The sequence below is a fragment of the Anoxynatronum buryatiense genome, from assembly GCF_900182905.1.
GTDB lineage: Bacteria > Bacillota > Clostridia > Peptostreptococcales > Tindalliaceae > Anoxynatronum > Anoxynatronum buryatiense.
Genome location: NZ_FXUF01000007.1, coordinates 179,119 through 195,394 on the forward strand (window position 1 = coordinate 179,119; position 16,276 = coordinate 195,394).

The following is a 16,276-nucleotide window of genomic DNA, read 5'->3' on the forward strand; positions in this document are numbered from 1 at the left end:
TGCCTCTTTTTCGTGTCGGAAAAACAATAAATGAGATGGAGTGGGTGAAAATTAGATGGAAATCATTGAACGGTACAAGAGTGAAACTGCGAGGGAATATGCACTGCGAATTCTAAGAAGTAACATTATCTCCATGCATTTGCAACCCGGCGCGTTTTTGAGTGAAAATGAACTCGCCATGGAAATGGGCGTCAGCCGAACCCCGGTACGCGAAGCCTTGATTGAGCTGAGCAAGGCGCAAATTGTTGAAATTTATCCCCAAAAGGGCAGCATGATTTCTTTCATTGATCCTGATCTTGTGGAAGAAGCACGATTTTTACGGTATGTGCTGGAACCGGCAATTGTGGAAATGGCTTGTGATGTTTCATCGAAGCAGGATATTTTTAAACTGGAAGAAAATATACGGTTACAGGAGTTTTATTTAGAAAATCCTGCACCGAATAAACTGTTGGAAATGGACGATGCGTTTCACAAAAAATTATATTCCATCTGCAAGAAAGAAAGAACTTATTATATGATTAAAGGCTTCATGATTCACTTTGACCGGGTGCGGAATTTAAGCTTATCGACAATTAAAGACATTAAAATTGTAAGTGATCATAAAGCCATAACAGCAGCGATTGCCAATGGAGACAAGGCAGAGGCGAAAGCCGTGATTGAAAAGCACCTGAGCCGCTATAAAATTGATGAGAAGACCATGCGTGAACAGTATCCTCAATTTTTCAAAAAGCAACATGAAAATGAGCTGTTTTCGTCAAAAGACGCCAATCGAACAGGTGCATAGGTGAAATAGTGGAAGCAGCAGCGATGCAAACAGCAGAATCGGAGGAGTTGGAACATGAAGGCGGCCATTGTACGCAAACCAAATCAGCTTGAAATGGTTGATATGGAAAATCCCCGAATAACAGATGAACACCAGGTACTGGTGCAGGTGAAGGCTGCGGGCATTTGCGGCAGTGATGTGCACATTTATCATGGCACCAGCCCTGTCGCCACATATCCCAGAATTCTGGGGCATGAAATTGTGGGAGTAGTGAAAGAAACAGGTTCAAAAGTGGATCGTGTGAAAGTGGGTGACCGAATCATTCTGGACCAGGTCATGCCGTGCGGCACCTGCTATGCATGCAGTATCAACCGGGGAAATGTATGCCACAATCTTAAAGTTCGCGGAGTACATGAGCATGGAGGATACCGGGAATATCTGGTTGCAGATCAAAAGGACTGTTATCGATTGCCGGCGACCATCTCTTTTGTGGATGCGGTGATGATCGAACCCGCGACAATAGCCGTACAGAGCTTGCATCGAGCAGAATTGAGAGACGGAGATGTGCTGCTCATTCTAGGCGCGGGCGCTTTAGGAAGCAGCATTTTAAATGTCGCCAAGCGGTTCAATAGTACGATCATAGCAGCGGATGTATCAGAAGAAAGACTGAGTGAAGCCCTTGCCAAAGGGGCTCATTTTGCAGTGAATATGACAGATCAAAATCCGGCCCGGCTGATTCGTGACATCACGGGTGGGTACGGCCCCACAGTATCAATCGATGCGGCCTGCACCAAAGATACACTGCCATTCTTGCTTGACGTCACCGGGAATGCAGGCCGGGTCATTACCATGGGGTTTTTAGAGGAGCCATCACCCGTATCACAGCTAAAAATCACTGCCAAAGAGCTGGATGTCCGGGGGTCCAGGTTACAAAACAAGCGGTTTCAGGAAGTCTTGGATTTGATCGATGACGGGCTGCTGGATCTAACCGGAGCGGTCTCTCACACCTTTGATTTTTCAGATATTCAAGAGGCTTTTAGGCTCATTGAAAAAAGAGACCCCACGGTTAAAAAGATTGTCATAACGTTTTAATGGGGATCATCGAACACCCCGTATACCAAATGTCTTCAGGGAGGAAATAACCATGCAAATGACGTGGCGGTGGTACGGCATTAACAATGACGATATCACCTTGGATCACATACGGCAGATACCGGGCGTGACCGGAATCGTCTGGTCACTTCACGATAAAGTGGCCGGCGAAGTGTGGGAGGAAGATCGAATCAAAGAAACCATGGACCACATCCGATCCAAGGGGTTTAACGGAGATGTGGTGGAAAGTGTCAACATCCACGATGACATCAAGCTGGGCAATGAAAATCGAGATAAGCATATCGACATTTACATCGACACCATTCGAAAGCTGGCAAAAGCAGGGGTGAAAGTCATCTGCTACAATTTCATGCCCGTCTTCGACTGGACAAGAACCAACCTGTACCAAGAGCTGGAAGACGGCAGCAATGCGTTATACTACGAGAAAAAACTGGTGGAAGGCATCAACCCCAAAGCCATTGCAGATCTGATCTTGGGAGGGGCCGGAGGTAAAACCATGCCAGGGTGGGAGCCGGAACGCCTGGGCAAACTGGAAGAGCTGTTCGAATGCTACAAAGATGTGGATGAAGACACCCTTTTTGAAAACCTGCGCTATTTTCTGGAGCGAATCATCCCAGTCTGTGAGGAAGTGGACGTGAAAATGGCCATTCATCCGGACGATCCACCATGGCCCATCTTTGGGTTGCCAAGAATCATTCGAAGCAGAGATCATATTCGCCGGTTTCTGGACTTGGTGGACAGCCCCTACAATGGGTTGACCCTGTGCACCGGTTCGTTGGGCCCCAACAAAGCCAATGACATTCCGGCCATTATTCGGGAGTTTGGCGATCGGATCCACTTTGCCCACATTCGAAACGTACGGATTTACGAAAATGGAGACTTTATTGAAGTCTCCCACCGGGCCAAAGACGGAAACGTGGACACCGTAGAAGTCGTCAAAGTCTACCACGAAATGGGCTTTAAAGGCTACATTCGTCCGGACCATGGGCGTCACCTGTGGGGCGAAGAAAAAAACTGCCGTCCCGGATACGGACTATACGACCGGGCAATGGGCATCATGTACATGCTGGGTGTTTGGGATTTGCTGGACAAGCAGAAAGAGGAGGAGCAGCGATGAAGCTGAACCGGGAAGCGCTGAAACAGCAGGCGTTCTGGCAAGAAAGAAATATCGCCCTGCCGGCTTTCGATTTGGATAAGGTGACAACCAATACCAGGAAAAATCCAGGCTGGATTCACTTTGGCGCAGGCAATATATTCCGTATTTTCCCGGCGCGCGCCCATCAGGTGCTTTTAAACCAGGGGCTGGTGGATAACGGCATTGTGGCGGTGGAAACCTTTGATCATGAAATTGTGGAGAAGGTTTTTCATGCCTACGATAATCTGACGCTGTCGGTGATCATGAAAGCAGACGGCACCCTTGAAAAAGCAGTGGTGGCCAGTATTGTGGAGGCCGTCACCTCCCGGGTGGAAAACGGCGATTTTGCCAAGCTGACCGAATACGTGAAAAATCCAGCCCTGCAAATCATCAGCTTCACCATCACTGAAAAAGGCTATGCCATCAAAGACCATCAGGGCAATTACTTCGGAGTCGTGGAAGCAGATCTGAAGGGAGGGCCCTCGGCACCGATTCACGCCATGAGTGTGCTCACCTCATTGCTGTACCAGCGATACCAGGCCGGCAAATACCCGCTGGCGGTGGTGAGCATGGACAACTGTTCCCACAACGGCGACAAAATCAAAGCCGCTGTGTTGGAAATCGGAAAAGTCTGGGAGGAAAAAGGAATGGTCGCCCAGGGTTTTGTGGACTATCTTCAGGACCCTGCACAAATGGCATTTCCCCTCTCCATGATCGACAAAATCACCCCCAGACCTGCAGAGATTGTGCAGGAAACCCTGGAATCGTTGGGGTTGGCAGACATGGGCGTCATCATCACTTCCAAAAATTCCTACACCGCGCCCTTTGTCAACGCAGAAGTAAGCGAATACCTGGTGATTGAAGATACCTTCCCCAATGGAAGACCGCCGTTGGAAAAAGCGGGCATTCTATTTGGCAGCCGAGAAACGGTCAATAATGTGGAGACCATGAAAGTCACCACCTGCCTGAATCCGCTTCATACTGCATTGGCTGTTACGGGCTGTCTGCTGGGGCATACCCTCATTGCCGATGAAATGAAAGATGCAGAACTGAAAAAACTGGTGATGAAAATTGGGTACGATGAAGGGTTGCCGGTGGTCATTAACCCCGGTATCATTGAACCGAAACAGTTTATTGATGAAGTGGTTGGAGAACGATTTGTGAATCCTTTCATCCCGGATACGCCCCAGCGCATTGCCACAGACACTTCCCAAAAAGTGGGCATTCGATTTGGGGAAACCATTAAAGCCTATATGAAAGACCCCCATCTGGACCCGGCCGCTTTGGTGGGAATCTCTCTGGCGCTGGCCGCCTGGTTACGGTATCTGATGGCCGTTGATGATGAAGGCAGGGCCATGGAACTCTCACCGGACCCCATGATGGATGTGCTGGCCCCCATTATGAAGAAGATACGGCTGGGAGACAAAACTGCAGATTTGACGGAGATTCTATCCAACAGAGAGATATTCGGAGTGGATTTATACCAGGCGGGCCTGGCAGAAAAAGTAGCGGGTATGTTTCTTGAGATGATCGCCGGAGCCGGTGCAGTGCGGCAGACTCTGAAGAAGTATTTGGGGTAATTTCCAAACCCCTCAGGGAGGCATAGTGCCATGGAACAGGAACAAGCCCGAATAACAGCGGCTGGTGGTATTGATGAAGGTGACGCAACTGATGAAACCTACATGAAAATGGCGCTGGAAGAGGCAGAAAAAGCAGCGAAGCTGGGAGAAGTCCCCATTGGGGCAGTGGTGGTGCGCCGGGGAGAAGTCATCGCCCGGGCCCATAACCTGCGGGAAACAGGAAAATGTGCCACCGCCCATGCGGAGCTGCTGGCCATTCAGCAGGCCTGTGCCGCCGCCGGAGGATGGCGGCTGACAGACAGCACCCTCTACGTTACCATTGAGCCCTGCCCCATGTGTGCCGGAGCCATTCTTCAGGCCCGCATAGACCGGGTGGTTTTTGGAGCTGCAGACCCCAAGGCAGGAGCCTGCGGTTCCCTGATCAATTTTCTGCAGGACGAGCGGTTTAATCATCAGGCGGCGTTGGTCTCCGGTGTGCTGGAAGAAGCGTGTACGGCTGTGATCAGCCGCTTCTTCAAAAACCTTCGGGAAAAAAAGAAATCCCAAAGTGAGTAGTCTGTTGAAGTCGGTTTGATGGAATAACTCAAATGGAAGTAATGAGTCAGGTTTCAAATGGATGTAATGAGTCAGGTTAAAGGAACAAGTCCGTTGGAAGGAAAGAGCGCCTGTCTGATGGAAGGCGATCACCGGGTGATGCAGGCGCTGGGGAAGAAAAAAATGCCTTGCCAAACGCGGTGACTTTCTATATAATAAATTGTGCGGCTGGAGACAATTTGACAAAACCGGCAGCATTGAAACTGTCGCGGAGAGGTGTCCGAGTGGCTAAGGGGCACGCCTGGAAAGCGTGTAAGGCTTCACGGCCCCGCGGGTTCGAGTCCCGCTCTCTCCGCCATTTTATTATTCCGGGATTTTCCCGGCTAACCAAGTCATAAGAGTTGCTGTGCTAGATGGGGAGGTAGCGGTGCCCTGTTGCCTGCAATCCGCTATAGCAGGATCGAATTCCCCGCCGAGGCCCTGTGCTTGTGGCGCTGCCTCCGGCACGTGGTGATGAGGACTGGGTCCCGTGCAACGGAAGCTCATGAATCCCGTCAGGTCCGGAAGGAAGCAGCGGTAAGTGATCCCTTTCGTGTGTTGCGGGTCAGCCTGGTCTGAGCCGGCGACCGGAGTACCGGCTGTGAGGCATGGTCAGAGTGGGGTGCACAGCTCTATATTTTACACTGTGAAACACATCATCACCTCATGACATCATCATTCGCATATTGCATATGAATACAACAATAAACGGAAAGCCGACAGGCTTTCCGTTTTCGTATAGGTGTGTCAATTCGTATAAACGTGTCAAAATGAAATGAAATGGGCTACGACAGCTTGGGCTTCAGTGTTCCCTGGCGAAGCAGCATTTCCATTTTAGAAGCCGGAAGAGGCGGGCTGAAGTGGTAGCCCTGGCCCAGCTGGCAGGAGGCCTCCTGAACCATGGCCAACTGTTGCAGGGTTTCAATGCCTTCTGCCACCAGGGTCAGCCCGAGAGAGTGACCCATGGAAATAATGGTGGAGACCACCGTGTGGGCCTGGCGGCTGCTGGTGAGAATGCTGACAAAAGAGCGGTCAATCTTCAGCGTGTCAATGGGCAGGCGCACCACATAACTGAGAGAAGAATAACCGGTGCCAAAATCGTCCAGCGAAATGCGAATACCCATGGAACGCAGGTGCTGCAATCGAAGAATATTTTCTTCCACCTGTTGAATTACCGCACTTTCCGTCACTTCCAGCTCCAGAAGCGCCGGTGGCAGACCGGACTCGTTCAAAGCCTGGCGCACATTAGAAACAAAATCGGGGGATTCAAACTGTCTGGCAGAAATGTTCACAGCCATTACCACGGGGCGCAGCCCCTGGTCCATCCACTGCCGGTTTTGCCGACAGGCCTCCAACAGTGCCCATTTTCCCAGGCGATTGATAAGCCCCGTGTTTTCGGCTGCAGGAATAAACAGGTCGGGGGCCAGTCTCCCCCTTTCAGGGTGCTGCCAGCGGACGAGGGCCTCAACTGTGTGTATGTTTCCGGTTTTTAGATCTACCAAAGGTTGATATTCCAGCAAAAATTCCTTGCGATCCAGCGCCAGCGACATTTCTTCTTCCAAAATGCGGGAAGACAATACCTGCTGTTGAATCGCAATATCAAACACCTGCAGGCGGCCAGAGCCTTTTTCTTTTGCCATGTTCTTGGCAAAGCCGGCATTTTTCAGCAGTTCATCCAGTGTTTCCCCTTGCAGGGGAAAGGTGGCGAGCCCGGCACTGAAGGTGAGGGACACTTTTTCGCTGGCCAGCTCATAGGGTTCCTGGAGTTTTTGCAGGAGAAATCGAGCGGCTTCTTCAGCCTCCGCCAAGCCCTGGAAAGAATGACAGATGAGAATGAATTCATCACTCTGCCCCCGGTAAAGGCGGCAGTGGTCGCCGGAATAGATTTGCAGCCGGTGGCCGGCCATGCGCAAGAGCTGGTTGCCTTCACGGTAGCCGAAACGTTCGTTGATTCGCTTGAAATTATCGGCGGCCACCAACAGCAGCGGGAGTAAAGGGATGGTATCTTCATCTTTGAAAGTCTCGGTTAACTCCCTGAAATCCTGGTGGAGCACCCGCTGGTTGGCGAGGCCGGTGACGGGGTCGTAATAGGTGAGGTCTGCCAGCCGGTCCATCATCACATTGAAAGTGTGGCCTGCCCGGCCAATTTCGTCCCGGGTGTGGGGGGTGGCGCGCACCGTGAGGTCGCCGGCTGTGGCCTGGGTAAAAAGACGCTCCAGTTCAATAATGGGGTGGGAAAAGTGACGGGCCAGCAATAGTGAAGCCAGTAAGCCGCCCAGCATCACCAGCAGCAGTGTGGTGAAGAATAGTTCATGAAAAGCAGCGATGCCTGCCATGATACTGGTGTGAGTCGCTCCCACATAAAGCATCCAGTCGGTGCCTGCCACCGGTGCAAAACCCATATGAATTTGGGTTGACTCATCGGCGTAATTGCCAATACCCGGTTGCTGGGATTGGAGGGTCTGTGAAATAAAAGAAGCAAAGCCTTCCAGATGGGGGGATTCTTCTCGAATGGTATCAAGGGTGGCGAGTGTCAGTGCCCATTCAGGGTGTTGGCGATGTGCCAGGATGGTACCCTGGTAGTTGATGAGACAGGCGACGCCGCTGTCCCGGTATTCGATCTGATTCACCAGATCGGTTAACCAGGCGCCATCCATACGGGCAATGAGGGCGGCGGGGGATGTGTCAAAGGTTTCAATGGGAGTGGCCAGCATCACCACGGGTTCACCGGTGACGCGGCTGACAAGTACTTCGGAGACAGTGGACTGCCCAGCCAGGGCTTGCTGAATATAGGGTCTGTCACCCAGGGGGAGGGTGTAGCCGTCAATATAGTGAGCAATTCCATCGCTGTTCACCACCGCCAGTGCCAGAAAGCCCTGGCGCTCCAGCTCCGGCAAAAGGGCATCCACCTGACGGGACCAGTCCATGCTGCGCACCCGCTCCCGGGCCGCCAGCTCTTCAAGTCCTTTTAGTTGCAGCTGCATCATCAGTGAAAGCTTCTCGGCGCTTTCCAGGGCCAACAGCTCCAGTGACGCCTCTGCTTCCCTTTCAAGCACAAGCGTATTGGCCTGATAACTGGAAACACCCAAGATGGCAGATGCCATCAGAATAGTCGTCAGACTAACTAAAAGAATTTTTATTTTAATGCTGCGCATAAAGCAATCACTTCTTTTCAGCAGAAATAAAGGCGGTCACACAAATAGACTCATACAAGCAAGCATGCTCATACACTCAAACAGACTCATTCACATCAACCGGGTAGTCACACAAACAGATTTGGTCACATCAGTAAAAGCATCGATTGGAAATGAAATGAATTTTGACACACCTGTCATCATCTTACCACATGTTTGTATTATCGTCACCATGCCAAAAAACTGAATGGGAATAGAAGGGGAAAAGGAGACTGTCAAACCGTGGGATTTATGATATAGTATTGATAGAACCCTTCAATTCGCAGGAAACAGAAGGATCAAAACGCTGTTCAACAACCATTTGCAGCCGAAATAAACAGCTGAATGAAAGGCTGGTTTTTGGGAGGAATTAACGATGAACAAAGAAATCGATGCCCGGGGGCTCAACTGCCCCATGCCGCTGATTCAAACCAAGAAAGCGTTGGATGCGCTGCCAGAAGGCAGTGTGCGTACAATTGTAGACAATGAAACTGCCAAAGAAAACATTCAAAAGTTTGCCAAGAGCATGGACTATCGGTACACAGTGAAAGAAAATCAGGGAAACTTTTACATTGACATTTTTAAGGAACTGAAGTACCGGGAAATGCGCGTGCTTGATCTGGAGATGGAGCCGGAGAGCTTTCCCAAAAGTGATCTGGTGGTAATGATCTCCAAGGATTATCTGGGAGAGGGTTCGGAGGAGCTGGGCCGCATTCTTATGAAAGGCTACCTCTACACCCTGACCGAAGTACTTCCCATGCCCAAGACGCTGGTGTTTGTCAACAGCGGCGTCAAGCTCACCTGCGCCGGTTCCGATTCTCTTGATAACCTGCGCAAGCTGGAGGAAAACGGGGTGGAAATTCTCTCCTGCGGCACCTGCCTGGATTATTTCAAACTGAAGAGCATGCTCATGGTGGGCGGTATCAGCAACATGTACACCATTGTGGAGCATTTGAACAAAGCCAAAAATACGCTGCAACTGTAGTCCCATATCGACCCGGCAACACCCGACGAAATCACTTTACGGGAGGCAATCACATGAATCAATGGCTGTTGGTATTTGATTCAACGCACCATGCCATGGCCGCCGAATCCCGCCTGAAAGAGAAGCCTGTGGAAGGCTTCGTTTTTCAGATGATACCCACCCCCCGCCAGATCACTGCCAGCTGCGGGCTGTCGCTGCTGCTGAACGTGGATGACATCAACCATCTGCAACAGGTGCGGCAGATGCTCGCTGATCATGGCATCGAATGGGCGGGGCTTTATCGAAAAGAAGCGGACAAAGAAAACCCCTGGCGGCAATGCTACGAAGACTGCTGAATCGAAAAGCCAACGAGTAAGTGAAAATCTGTAAGCAGGGAAAAATGCGAGTGACTGAACATCTACGAATAAGAGAAGATTAGTGACTGAACATCTACGAATAAGAGAAGATTTATGATGCAACAGAAGACGTATCATGCAAAACGAAAGGAGCCATTTTATGGAAGTAACAGAAGTCACCAGCCTGTGGCAGCAGTTGCTGCACACCTATCAACTCATCACTGAAACAGAAGTGGTGGGGCGCATGCTGGGATTCCTCATTCGCCTGGTGATCATTCTGCTATTGGCCCGCGTTGCTATCAAAGTGTTGCAGGCGGTCGTGTCTCGGGTTTTTTCCTCCCGGCAGCACCTGAAATTCAAGGTGGATGAGGCCCGGGTGAATACCCTGGAGGGCCTCATGACCAGCATCATTAAATATACCATTTATTTCATCGCCGGCACCTCTGTACTCAACATGGCCGGCGTACAGGTGGGGGCCCTCATCGCCACCGCCGGTGTGGGCGGCCTGGCCCTGGGCTTTGGCGCTCAAAACCTGGTGAGGGACGTGATCACCGGCTTTTTCATTCTTTTTGAAAACCAGTTCAGTGTGGGAGACTACGTCGAGGTGGACGGCTCCGGCGGCATTGTGGAAGAAATGGCCCTGCGGGTCACCAAAGTGCGAGATTTCAACGGTGACCTCCACATTGTTCCCAACGGTGCCATTAGCCATGTGGTGAATAAAAGCAACGGAAAAATGCGTGCCTTGGTGAACATCTCCATTGCCTACGAAGAAGATATTGAAAGAGCGCTGGAAGTGCTTCGCAGCGAGAGCGAAAAACTGGCAGCCGCCAATGAAAAAATTCTGGAAGGCCCCATAGTGCTGGGGGTTACCGAACTGGGAGATTCAGATGTGGTGCTGGCTGTGCTGGCCAAAACCGAACCCATGGAACAATGGGCCATCGAGCGGGAAATGCGCAAAGCCTTCAAGCTGGCTTTTGACCGGGAAAGAATTGAAATTCCCTACCCCCGCCGGGTACTCTATCAGCGGGGAAATGACAAAGAAAAGCAAGACCGGTGAAATCTGTCAGACAAACTGCCAGACAAGCCAGACAAGCCAGACAAGCCAGATCAACAAGATCAACAAGATAGATAAAAAGGCAAGACAGGGAAGCTCCCAAGGAAAGGAATGAAGGCCCATGCCCATGAACCTGTTTGTTGGCGACCGGGTTACCCTGAAGAAACCCCATCCATGCGGCAGCAAACAATTTACCATTCTGCGCACCGGTGCCGACTTTCGCATTAAATGCGACGGGTGCGGCCATGAAGTCTGGATTCCCCGCCCCAACCTGGAGAAACGCATTCGCCAGGTGACGCCGGGCCCCAATGCACCAACCCAACAACCATCACAGGAGGAATCATCATGAACATTCAATTCGCCGACCGCATGAACAACCTGCAGGCCTCAGAAATTCGGGAGCTTTTAAAGCTGGCAGAACGACCGGAGATCATCTCCTTTGCCGGAGGCCTGCCGGCACCGGAGCTGTTCCCCGTTGAAGCCATGAAGGTGGTGGGAGTGAAAGTGCTGGAAGAACAAGGCATGCAGGCCCTCCAGTACAGCGCTACCGAAGGCTATGGTCCCCTGCGGGAAAAAATTGCCGCCCGCATGGCAGCCATTGGCGTTAATGCCACTGCCGACAACGTACTCATCACCAGCGGATCTCAGCAGGGTCTTGACTTTGCCGGTAAAGTTTTCCTTAATGAAGGCGACATCGTCATCACCGAACGGCCCAGCTATTTGGGAGCCATCATGGCTTTCAAAGCCTACAGCCCTGAGTTTGTGGACATCGCCATGGATGATGACGGCATGGACATGGCCGAACTGGAACGGGTGCTCACCACCCGTGACCGAGTGAAAATGATTTATGTGATTCCCGATTTTCAGAACCCCACAGGAAAAACCTGGTCGGTGGAACGGCGCAAACAGCTGGTGGAACTGGCCAACCGGTTTGATCTGCCCATTGTGGAAGACAACCCCTACGGCGAACTGCGTTTTGAAGGTCAGCGGCCTCCGGCAGTAAAATCCTTCGATACCCAGGGACGGGTACTGTTTCTGGGCACCTTCTCCAAAACTTTCTGTCCCGGCATGCGCCTGGGCTGGACCCTGGGCGAAGGGGAACTGCTGAACAAGTTCGTACTGGTGAAACAGGGTGCCGACCTGCAGACCAGTTCTTTGGGCCAGCGGGAGTTAAACCAGTTCATGGAAGACTACGACCTGGATGAACACATCGCCACCATCAGAGAAGTCTACCGCAGCCGCAGAGATGTGATGCTGACAGCCATGGAAACGTATTTTCCAAAAGTGGAAGGCCTCACCTTCACCTACCCCAACGGCGGCCTGTTCACCTGGGTGGAGCTGCCTGCTCATATGAACGCCCGTGAACTTTTCAAAAGAGCCCTTGAAAAAGAAGTAGCCTTTGTGCCCGGCGGCTCCTTTTACCCCAACGGCGGCTACGAAAACACCCTGCGCCTGAACTACTCCAACATGCCTGAAGAAAAGATCAAAGAAGGCATCAAGCGCCTGGGAGAAGCCATTCAAGAGATGATGTAGGGCAATTCGGCGGCCTTCCGCCAACCTGTTTTTAAACAGAGAGTTAAACAGAAGGTTAAACAGATAGAAATATGAACAATGCCATGCGTGATCTTGGGAATGCGTGATCTTGAACCCCCCCTTATGAGAGAATACTTGAAAGAACCGCCTTTCAAGTATCCTCACAGGGGTTTTTTGCTGCCTGAAATAAACCGATAGCCCTATGAAGCCCTCTCTCTATACCGCAGTAAAGACATCACGGAAAAAGGTTTTGGAGACCTGAAAGAACGACTGAACTTCAGCATGGTCGCTTACTGGGTGAAGTGACGCAGAAGCAGAAAGATATTTATATAGCGTTAGGCATTAATCCACCCTCGTTATAAATTCCGGGAATGCAGGTTATAAATCTAATGGTACAGAATAGAGGAATATTGAGATGTAAGATTTATTCTATCTTCAGGAGGTTATCGTATGAAAATACAGTTAAAAAATGAAATGGAAACTCTGATAATCCCTCTTTACGGGAAAGCTAAGATGAGCGAAATAGGAGTTTTTAACGATTTATATGCAGAGGCAGCGATAGACAAACTTGACTACGATTACTCAAGGCTGAAAATCCAAAAAAAAACACAGATTATGCTTGCCATACGCGCAAAAATTATCGACGATTTTGCCAAGGACTTTATTAGCGAAAACCCAAACTGCTTGGTTTTGCACCTCGGCTGCGGTCTTGATGCGCGATTTATGCGTCTTGGACCTCACATTGAAAAGTGGTACGATTTAGATTTCCCTGAAGTCATCGACATAAAAAAGCAACTATATGATGAAACAGAAAACTATAAATACATTTCTTCTTCTGTTACAGATCTCAGATGGATAGATGGCATTGAAGTAATTAAAAAAGAGGTACTTGTTATTGCGGAGGGGTTGTTTATGTATCTTTGTGAAAGCGAGATAAAAGCACTTTTTGGAGCACTCAAATCGAAGTTTGAGAGCTATACAATAATATTTGATGCATATTCCAAACGGACAGCAAAAAGCATAAAAAACCATCCTTCTTTGAAAAAAACCGGGGCAACGATTAAATGGGGAGTTGATAACCCGCGCGAAATCGAAGGGTACACCCAAACTGTGAAGCATATGAAAACGCTGTATTTGACTGATAAAAATGCAATTGAAATGCTACCAAAAAACTACCAGATACTGTTTATGCTTGCAGGTCTTTTTAAAAGCGCAAGAGAGGCGCACCGGGTTTTTGTTATGAACGTTGAAGATTAAAAGGAATGATATGTAAGTTAAGTTGCATCTTGTTGTTCAGCAAGAAGTCGATATTACCTAACAAAATAGCACAGATACCCATTGATGTAGAGGGTAGAACGAACTTGGTGGCGGTAATCATACGTAATACGAAATAATTTACTAGGGACTATTTTTAAAAGAGGGGATATTTGCATGATAATAAAAGCAAGGGTTAGTGATTATGATATTTTATGCAAAATGGATAAGCACATTAGTAAATAAAGGTTAAAAAAGAAAATAGAAGATGGAGAGATTCTATTATTGAAAGAAGAAGAAATAGTTGGATGGCTGAGATATGGATATTTTTGGGATGAGCATCCGTTTATGAATATGCTATTTATTATTAATGAATATAGAGGTAAGGGATTTGGTAAAAAGCTTGTTAAGGATTGGGAAGAAAAGATGGCAGGAGAAGGACATGGTTTCGTTATGACGAGTACACTTTCAAATGAAGAAGCCCAGCATTTTTATAGAAGATTAGGGTATGCGGACATTGGAGGCTTTATATTTCACAATGAACCCTTGGAAATATTGCTGACAAAAAATATTCAGCCTTAAGTTAAGAGTTCGATAAAATTGAAGGCAAATGGCATGTACCGTAAATAACTCCGCATATAAAGCACTCCGGTTCGCTTTGCATGAAAAGATTGATTTTCATTGTCATTTGTAGAGATGTAAGGAAAAGTTAATGACAAGAGGTGAAACACATTAGAAAAACGCTCATGTAGCTGGGATGTGACGCAACTCACGTTGCATTTGGTACAGAATAAATAATAGTGTGCACTATGAATGATTATGTAATTATGGAACTAATTATATATCTCTGACGTCAGATAATATGAGGAGTGATAATATGAAAAGAAATATGAATATATTAGTATGCGTAGCTATAAGTTTTATACTTTTGGTAGGATGTGGGAAAGAAGTTAATAGCAATAAGATAAGTGATATGGAACTTACAACATATGAAACGGTAAATAATTTCACGGATGTAACCATGACTATAAAAGAAGAAACTGTATCGACTACTGGTTTGACTGTAGTATTCGAGAACAATTCAGATAATCATGTCATCTATGGGGAGTACTTTTCCTTAGAAGAAAAAAGTAACAATAAATGGTATCAGGTTCCTGTTACCATAGACGGTGATTATGGATTTAATGACATAGGATATAACCTGACTTCAGGCGAAAATGAAGAATTTATAGTTGATTGGGAATGGCTCTATGGTAGTCTGCATGCTGGTGAATACCGTATTGTGAAGGATATACTGGATTTTAGAAATACTGGCGACTTTGACAGTTACTATGTAGCAGCAGAGTTTACAATTTTAAACTAAGAAACAATTTGGCTTCTTTTAAAGTACTGTCGCCTTCCTGGCTAGCCTGAATCTGGGGGCGCCATTCTGTCGTCGTTAAGCCTCGAAACGATATACAAAATCCCCCTTTATATTTTGCATCAAGGAGGAATTTCAAAATGGATTTTATAGAATTAGCAAAAAGAAGGTGCACCACACGCGGATTTATTGATAAACCAATAGGTAAAGATGATCTTGGCCGAATCTTATCTGCAGGACGTTTGGCACCAACAGCATGTAATAAGCAGCCACAGCGCATTATTGTTGTTCAACGAGAAGAGAATATTCGCAAGGTTCAAAAAGCATATCAAACCTTCGGTGCAACATGTGTCCTTATTGTATCTCAGGACAAAAGGAATGCTTTAATACGGCCCTTTGATGAAAAATGTTCGGGTGATTTAGATATTGGTATCATTTGTGACCACATGATGCTGGCTGCAAGGGAATTAAATATCGGAAGTGTAATGGTGGGATTGTTTGATCCTAAAATTATAAGAAAGGAATTTAATATTCCTGAATACATTGAACCAACTGCACTACTTATCTTAGGTTATCCTGCCAGTGGTTTTTTAAGTCCTGACCGCCATGAAACTGAGAGGAAACCGCTTATGGATACAGTTATGTATGAAACCTATAGTGAGGATAGGTAATTAATAAAAGCAAGAAGAAAATATCGGGCAAGTATAAAATAGTAAAGCAAAGGAGAATAGGAGTAGTCTATGAGCAATAAAAAGTTTAGCAATATAGAAGCGGAAAGAATTATATTGAGGAAGTTTAAAGAAGCTGATGCAGAAGCTTTTTTAACGTATAGAAGCAATCCACTGGTAGCTTTATATCAAGGAGAAGGATGGGAAAATTACAAGCATGAACAAGCTGTGGCATTTGTAAAAGAACAAATGAACTTTGAACCTGATATTCCTGATACATGGTTTCAAATTGCAGTTGAATTAAAGGATACAGGAAAGCTGATAGGGGATTGTGCCATACATACATTACCACATGATACGAATCAAGTGGAAATAGGGTTTTCATTAGATCCATTGTATCAGAATAAAGGATTTGGGACAGAGCTGGTTAAATGTCTATTGGAGTACATATTCAATGTGTTAAATAAGCATAGGGTCATTGCTATAACTGACACAAGAAATAAAAATTCCATTAAATTGCTGGAGAGAATTGGAATGAGGTTGGAAGGTCACTTTATAAAAAATTTATGGTATAAAGGCGAATATACAGATGAATATTTATTTGCAATACTAAAAGAAGAATGGCAATGAAACATACGCCTATGGGGTACAGAAAGGGTCTGTCAATAATTTTGTGCTTTTAACTATTGATCCCCTTACGGCAAATAACTGCTGACTCGATCCGGGAAGAATACCGATAGCTGAAGGAGG

Annotated in this window: 16 protein-coding genes, 1 tRNA gene and 1 other RNA gene; 17 read left to right on the top strand and 1 reads right to left on the bottom strand. The window is 47.7% G+C overall.

The genetic code is table 11. The features are described from left to right. Positions 1 to 55: 55 nt before the first annotated feature. The 7 genes from QOL74_RS10720 (at position 56) to ffs (ending at position 5,794) form a co-directional block, all read left to right on the top strand. Positions 56 to 784 carry a GntR family transcriptional regulator gene (locus QOL74_RS10720; protein ID WP_283409471.1) on the top strand — a complete coding sequence of 243 codons (729 nt, stop codon included), beginning with the start codon at positions 56 to 58 and terminating at the stop codon, positions 782 to 784. A 54-nt stretch (positions 785 to 838) separates the two neighbouring features. After that, positions 839 to 1,855 (top strand): alcohol dehydrogenase catalytic domain-containing protein, encoded by a 1,017-nt coding sequence (locus QOL74_RS10725; protein ID WP_283409472.1) that lies wholly within the window; start codon positions 839 to 841, stop codon positions 1,853 to 1,855. 52 nt (positions 1,856 to 1,907) lie between these two features. After that, positions 1,908 to 2,993, top strand: coding sequence for a mannonate dehydratase (gene uxuA / locus QOL74_RS10730; protein WP_283409473.1), 1,086 nt, complete (start codon positions 1,908 to 1,910; stop codon positions 2,991 to 2,993). Beyond that, entirely contained in the window at positions 2,990 to 4,591 is a 1,602-nt protein-coding gene (locus QOL74_RS10735; protein ID WP_283409474.1) for a mannitol dehydrogenase family protein, read from the top strand. The genes uxuA and QOL74_RS10735 overlap by 4 nt, the downstream gene beginning before the upstream one ends. Before the next feature lie 30 nt (positions 4,592 to 4,621). Further along, the gene (tadA, locus tag QOL74_RS10740) at positions 4,622 to 5,146 is read left to right on the top strand and encodes a tRNA adenosine(34) deaminase TadA (protein ID WP_283409475.1); all 525 of its coding nucleotides are present in this window, start codon (positions 4,622 to 4,624) and stop codon (positions 5,144 to 5,146) included. A 249-nt stretch (positions 5,147 to 5,395) separates the two neighbouring features. After that, positions 5,396 to 5,483 (top strand) — tRNA-Ser (locus QOL74_RS10745). Positions 5,484 to 5,529: 46 nt separating this feature from the next. Further along, positions 5,530 to 5,794: signal recognition particle sRNA large type (ffs, locus tag QOL74_RS10750), an RNA gene on the top strand. Positions 5,795 to 5,949: 155 nt separating this feature from the next. Here the strand turns inward: ffs and QOL74_RS10755 are convergent. Further along, positions 5,950 to 8,319, bottom strand: coding sequence for a bifunctional diguanylate cyclase/phosphodiesterase (locus QOL74_RS10755; RefSeq protein WP_283409476.1), 2,370 nt, complete (start codon positions 8,317 to 8,319; stop codon positions 5,950 to 5,952). Positions 8,320 to 8,713: 394 nt separating this feature from the next. Between QOL74_RS10755 and yedF the strand changes: the two genes are divergently transcribed. The 10 genes from yedF (at position 8,714) to QOL74_RS10805 (ending at position 16,156) form a co-directional block, all read left to right on the top strand. Next, positions 8,714 to 9,322, top strand: a complete 609-nt coding sequence (gene yedF / locus QOL74_RS10760; RefSeq protein WP_283409477.1) for a sulfurtransferase-like selenium metabolism protein YedF — start codon at positions 8,714 to 8,716, stop codon at positions 9,320 to 9,322. Positions 9,323 to 9,375: 53 nt separating this feature from the next. Next, positions 9,376 to 9,657, top strand: coding sequence for a putative Se/S carrier protein (locus QOL74_RS10765; RefSeq protein WP_283409478.1), 282 nt, complete (start codon positions 9,376 to 9,378; stop codon positions 9,655 to 9,657). 160 nt (positions 9,658 to 9,817) lie between these two features. After that, on the top strand, positions 9,818 to 10,714 hold the full coding sequence (locus tag QOL74_RS10770; protein WP_283409479.1) for a mechanosensitive ion channel family protein: 897 nt from the start codon (positions 9,818 to 9,820) through the stop codon (positions 10,712 to 10,714). 118 nt (positions 10,715 to 10,832) lie between these two features. Further along, a complete protein-coding gene (locus QOL74_RS10775; protein WP_283409480.1) occupies positions 10,833 to 11,060 on the top strand; it encodes a DUF951 domain-containing protein in 228 nt (75 codons plus the stop codon). Next, entirely contained in the window at positions 11,057 to 12,244 is a 1,188-nt protein-coding gene (locus QOL74_RS10780) for an aminotransferase-like domain-containing protein (protein ID WP_283409481.1), read from the top strand. Before QOL74_RS10775 ends, QOL74_RS10780 begins: the two co-directional genes overlap by 4 nt. Positions 12,245 to 12,694: 450 nt before the next feature. Next, on the top strand, positions 12,695 to 13,501 hold the full coding sequence (locus tag QOL74_RS10785; protein ID WP_283409482.1) for a class I SAM-dependent methyltransferase: 807 nt from the start codon (positions 12,695 to 12,697) through the stop codon (positions 13,499 to 13,501). A 282-nt stretch (positions 13,502 to 13,783) separates the two neighbouring features. After that, positions 13,784 to 14,080, top strand: a complete 297-nt coding sequence (locus QOL74_RS10790; protein WP_488153924.1) for a GNAT family N-acetyltransferase — start codon at positions 13,784 to 13,786, stop codon at positions 14,078 to 14,080. Positions 14,081 to 14,375: 295 nt separating this feature from the next. Then, on the top strand, positions 14,376 to 14,861 hold the full coding sequence (locus QOL74_RS10795; RefSeq protein WP_283409483.1) for an immunoglobulin-like domain-containing protein: 486 nt from the start codon (positions 14,376 to 14,378) through the stop codon (positions 14,859 to 14,861). Positions 14,862 to 14,998: 137 nt separating this feature from the next. Further along, positions 14,999 to 15,529 (top strand): nitroreductase family protein, encoded by a 531-nt coding sequence (locus QOL74_RS10800; RefSeq protein ID WP_283409484.1) that lies wholly within the window; start codon positions 14,999 to 15,001, stop codon positions 15,527 to 15,529. Between the two features lie 69 nt (positions 15,530 to 15,598). Further along, on the top strand, positions 15,599 to 16,156 hold the full coding sequence (locus QOL74_RS10805) for a GNAT family N-acetyltransferase (RefSeq protein ID WP_283409485.1): 558 nt from the start codon (positions 15,599 to 15,601) through the stop codon (positions 16,154 to 16,156). Positions 16,157 to 16,276 lie beyond the last annotated feature (120 nt).

Bases quoted from the DNA above. Each gene is read 5' to 3' on its own strand.
- QOL74_RS10720 (WP_283409471.1), top strand. From the start codon at position 56: ATGGAAATCATTGAACGGTACAAGAGTGAAACTGCGAGGGAATATGCA.
- QOL74_RS10725 (WP_283409472.1), top strand. From the start codon at position 839: ATGAAGGCGGCCATTGTACGCAAACCAAATCAGCTTGAAATGGTTGAT.
- uxuA (WP_283409473.1), top strand. From the start codon at position 1,908: ATGCAAATGACGTGGCGGTGGTACGGCATTAACAATGACGATATCACC.
- QOL74_RS10735 (WP_283409474.1), top strand. From the start codon at position 2,990: ATGAAGCTGAACCGGGAAGCGCTGAAACAGCAGGCGTTCTGGCAAGAA.
- tadA (WP_283409475.1), top strand. From the start codon at position 4,622: ATGGAACAGGAACAAGCCCGAATAACAGCGGCTGGTGGTATTGATGAA.
- QOL74_RS10755 (WP_283409476.1), bottom strand. From the start codon at position 8,319: ATGCGCAGCATTAAAATAAAAATTCTTTTAGTTAGTCTGACGACTATT.
- yedF (WP_283409477.1), top strand. From the start codon at position 8,714: ATGAACAAAGAAATCGATGCCCGGGGGCTCAACTGCCCCATGCCGCTG.
- QOL74_RS10765 (WP_283409478.1), top strand. From the start codon at position 9,376: ATGAATCAATGGCTGTTGGTATTTGATTCAACGCACCATGCCATGGCC.
- QOL74_RS10770 (WP_283409479.1), top strand. From the start codon at position 9,818: ATGGAAGTAACAGAAGTCACCAGCCTGTGGCAGCAGTTGCTGCACACC.
- QOL74_RS10775 (WP_283409480.1), top strand. From the start codon at position 10,833: ATGCCCATGAACCTGTTTGTTGGCGACCGGGTTACCCTGAAGAAACCC.
- QOL74_RS10780 (WP_283409481.1), top strand. From the start codon at position 11,057: ATGAACATTCAATTCGCCGACCGCATGAACAACCTGCAGGCCTCAGAA.
- QOL74_RS10785 (WP_283409482.1), top strand. From the start codon at position 12,695: ATGAAAATACAGTTAAAAAATGAAATGGAAACTCTGATAATCCCTCTT.
- QOL74_RS10795 (WP_283409483.1), top strand. From the start codon at position 14,376: ATGAAAAGAAATATGAATATATTAGTATGCGTAGCTATAAGTTTTATA.
- QOL74_RS10800 (WP_283409484.1), top strand. From the start codon at position 14,999: ATGGATTTTATAGAATTAGCAAAAAGAAGGTGCACCACACGCGGATTT.
- QOL74_RS10805 (WP_283409485.1), top strand. From the start codon at position 15,599: ATGAGCAATAAAAAGTTTAGCAATATAGAAGCGGAAAGAATTATATTG.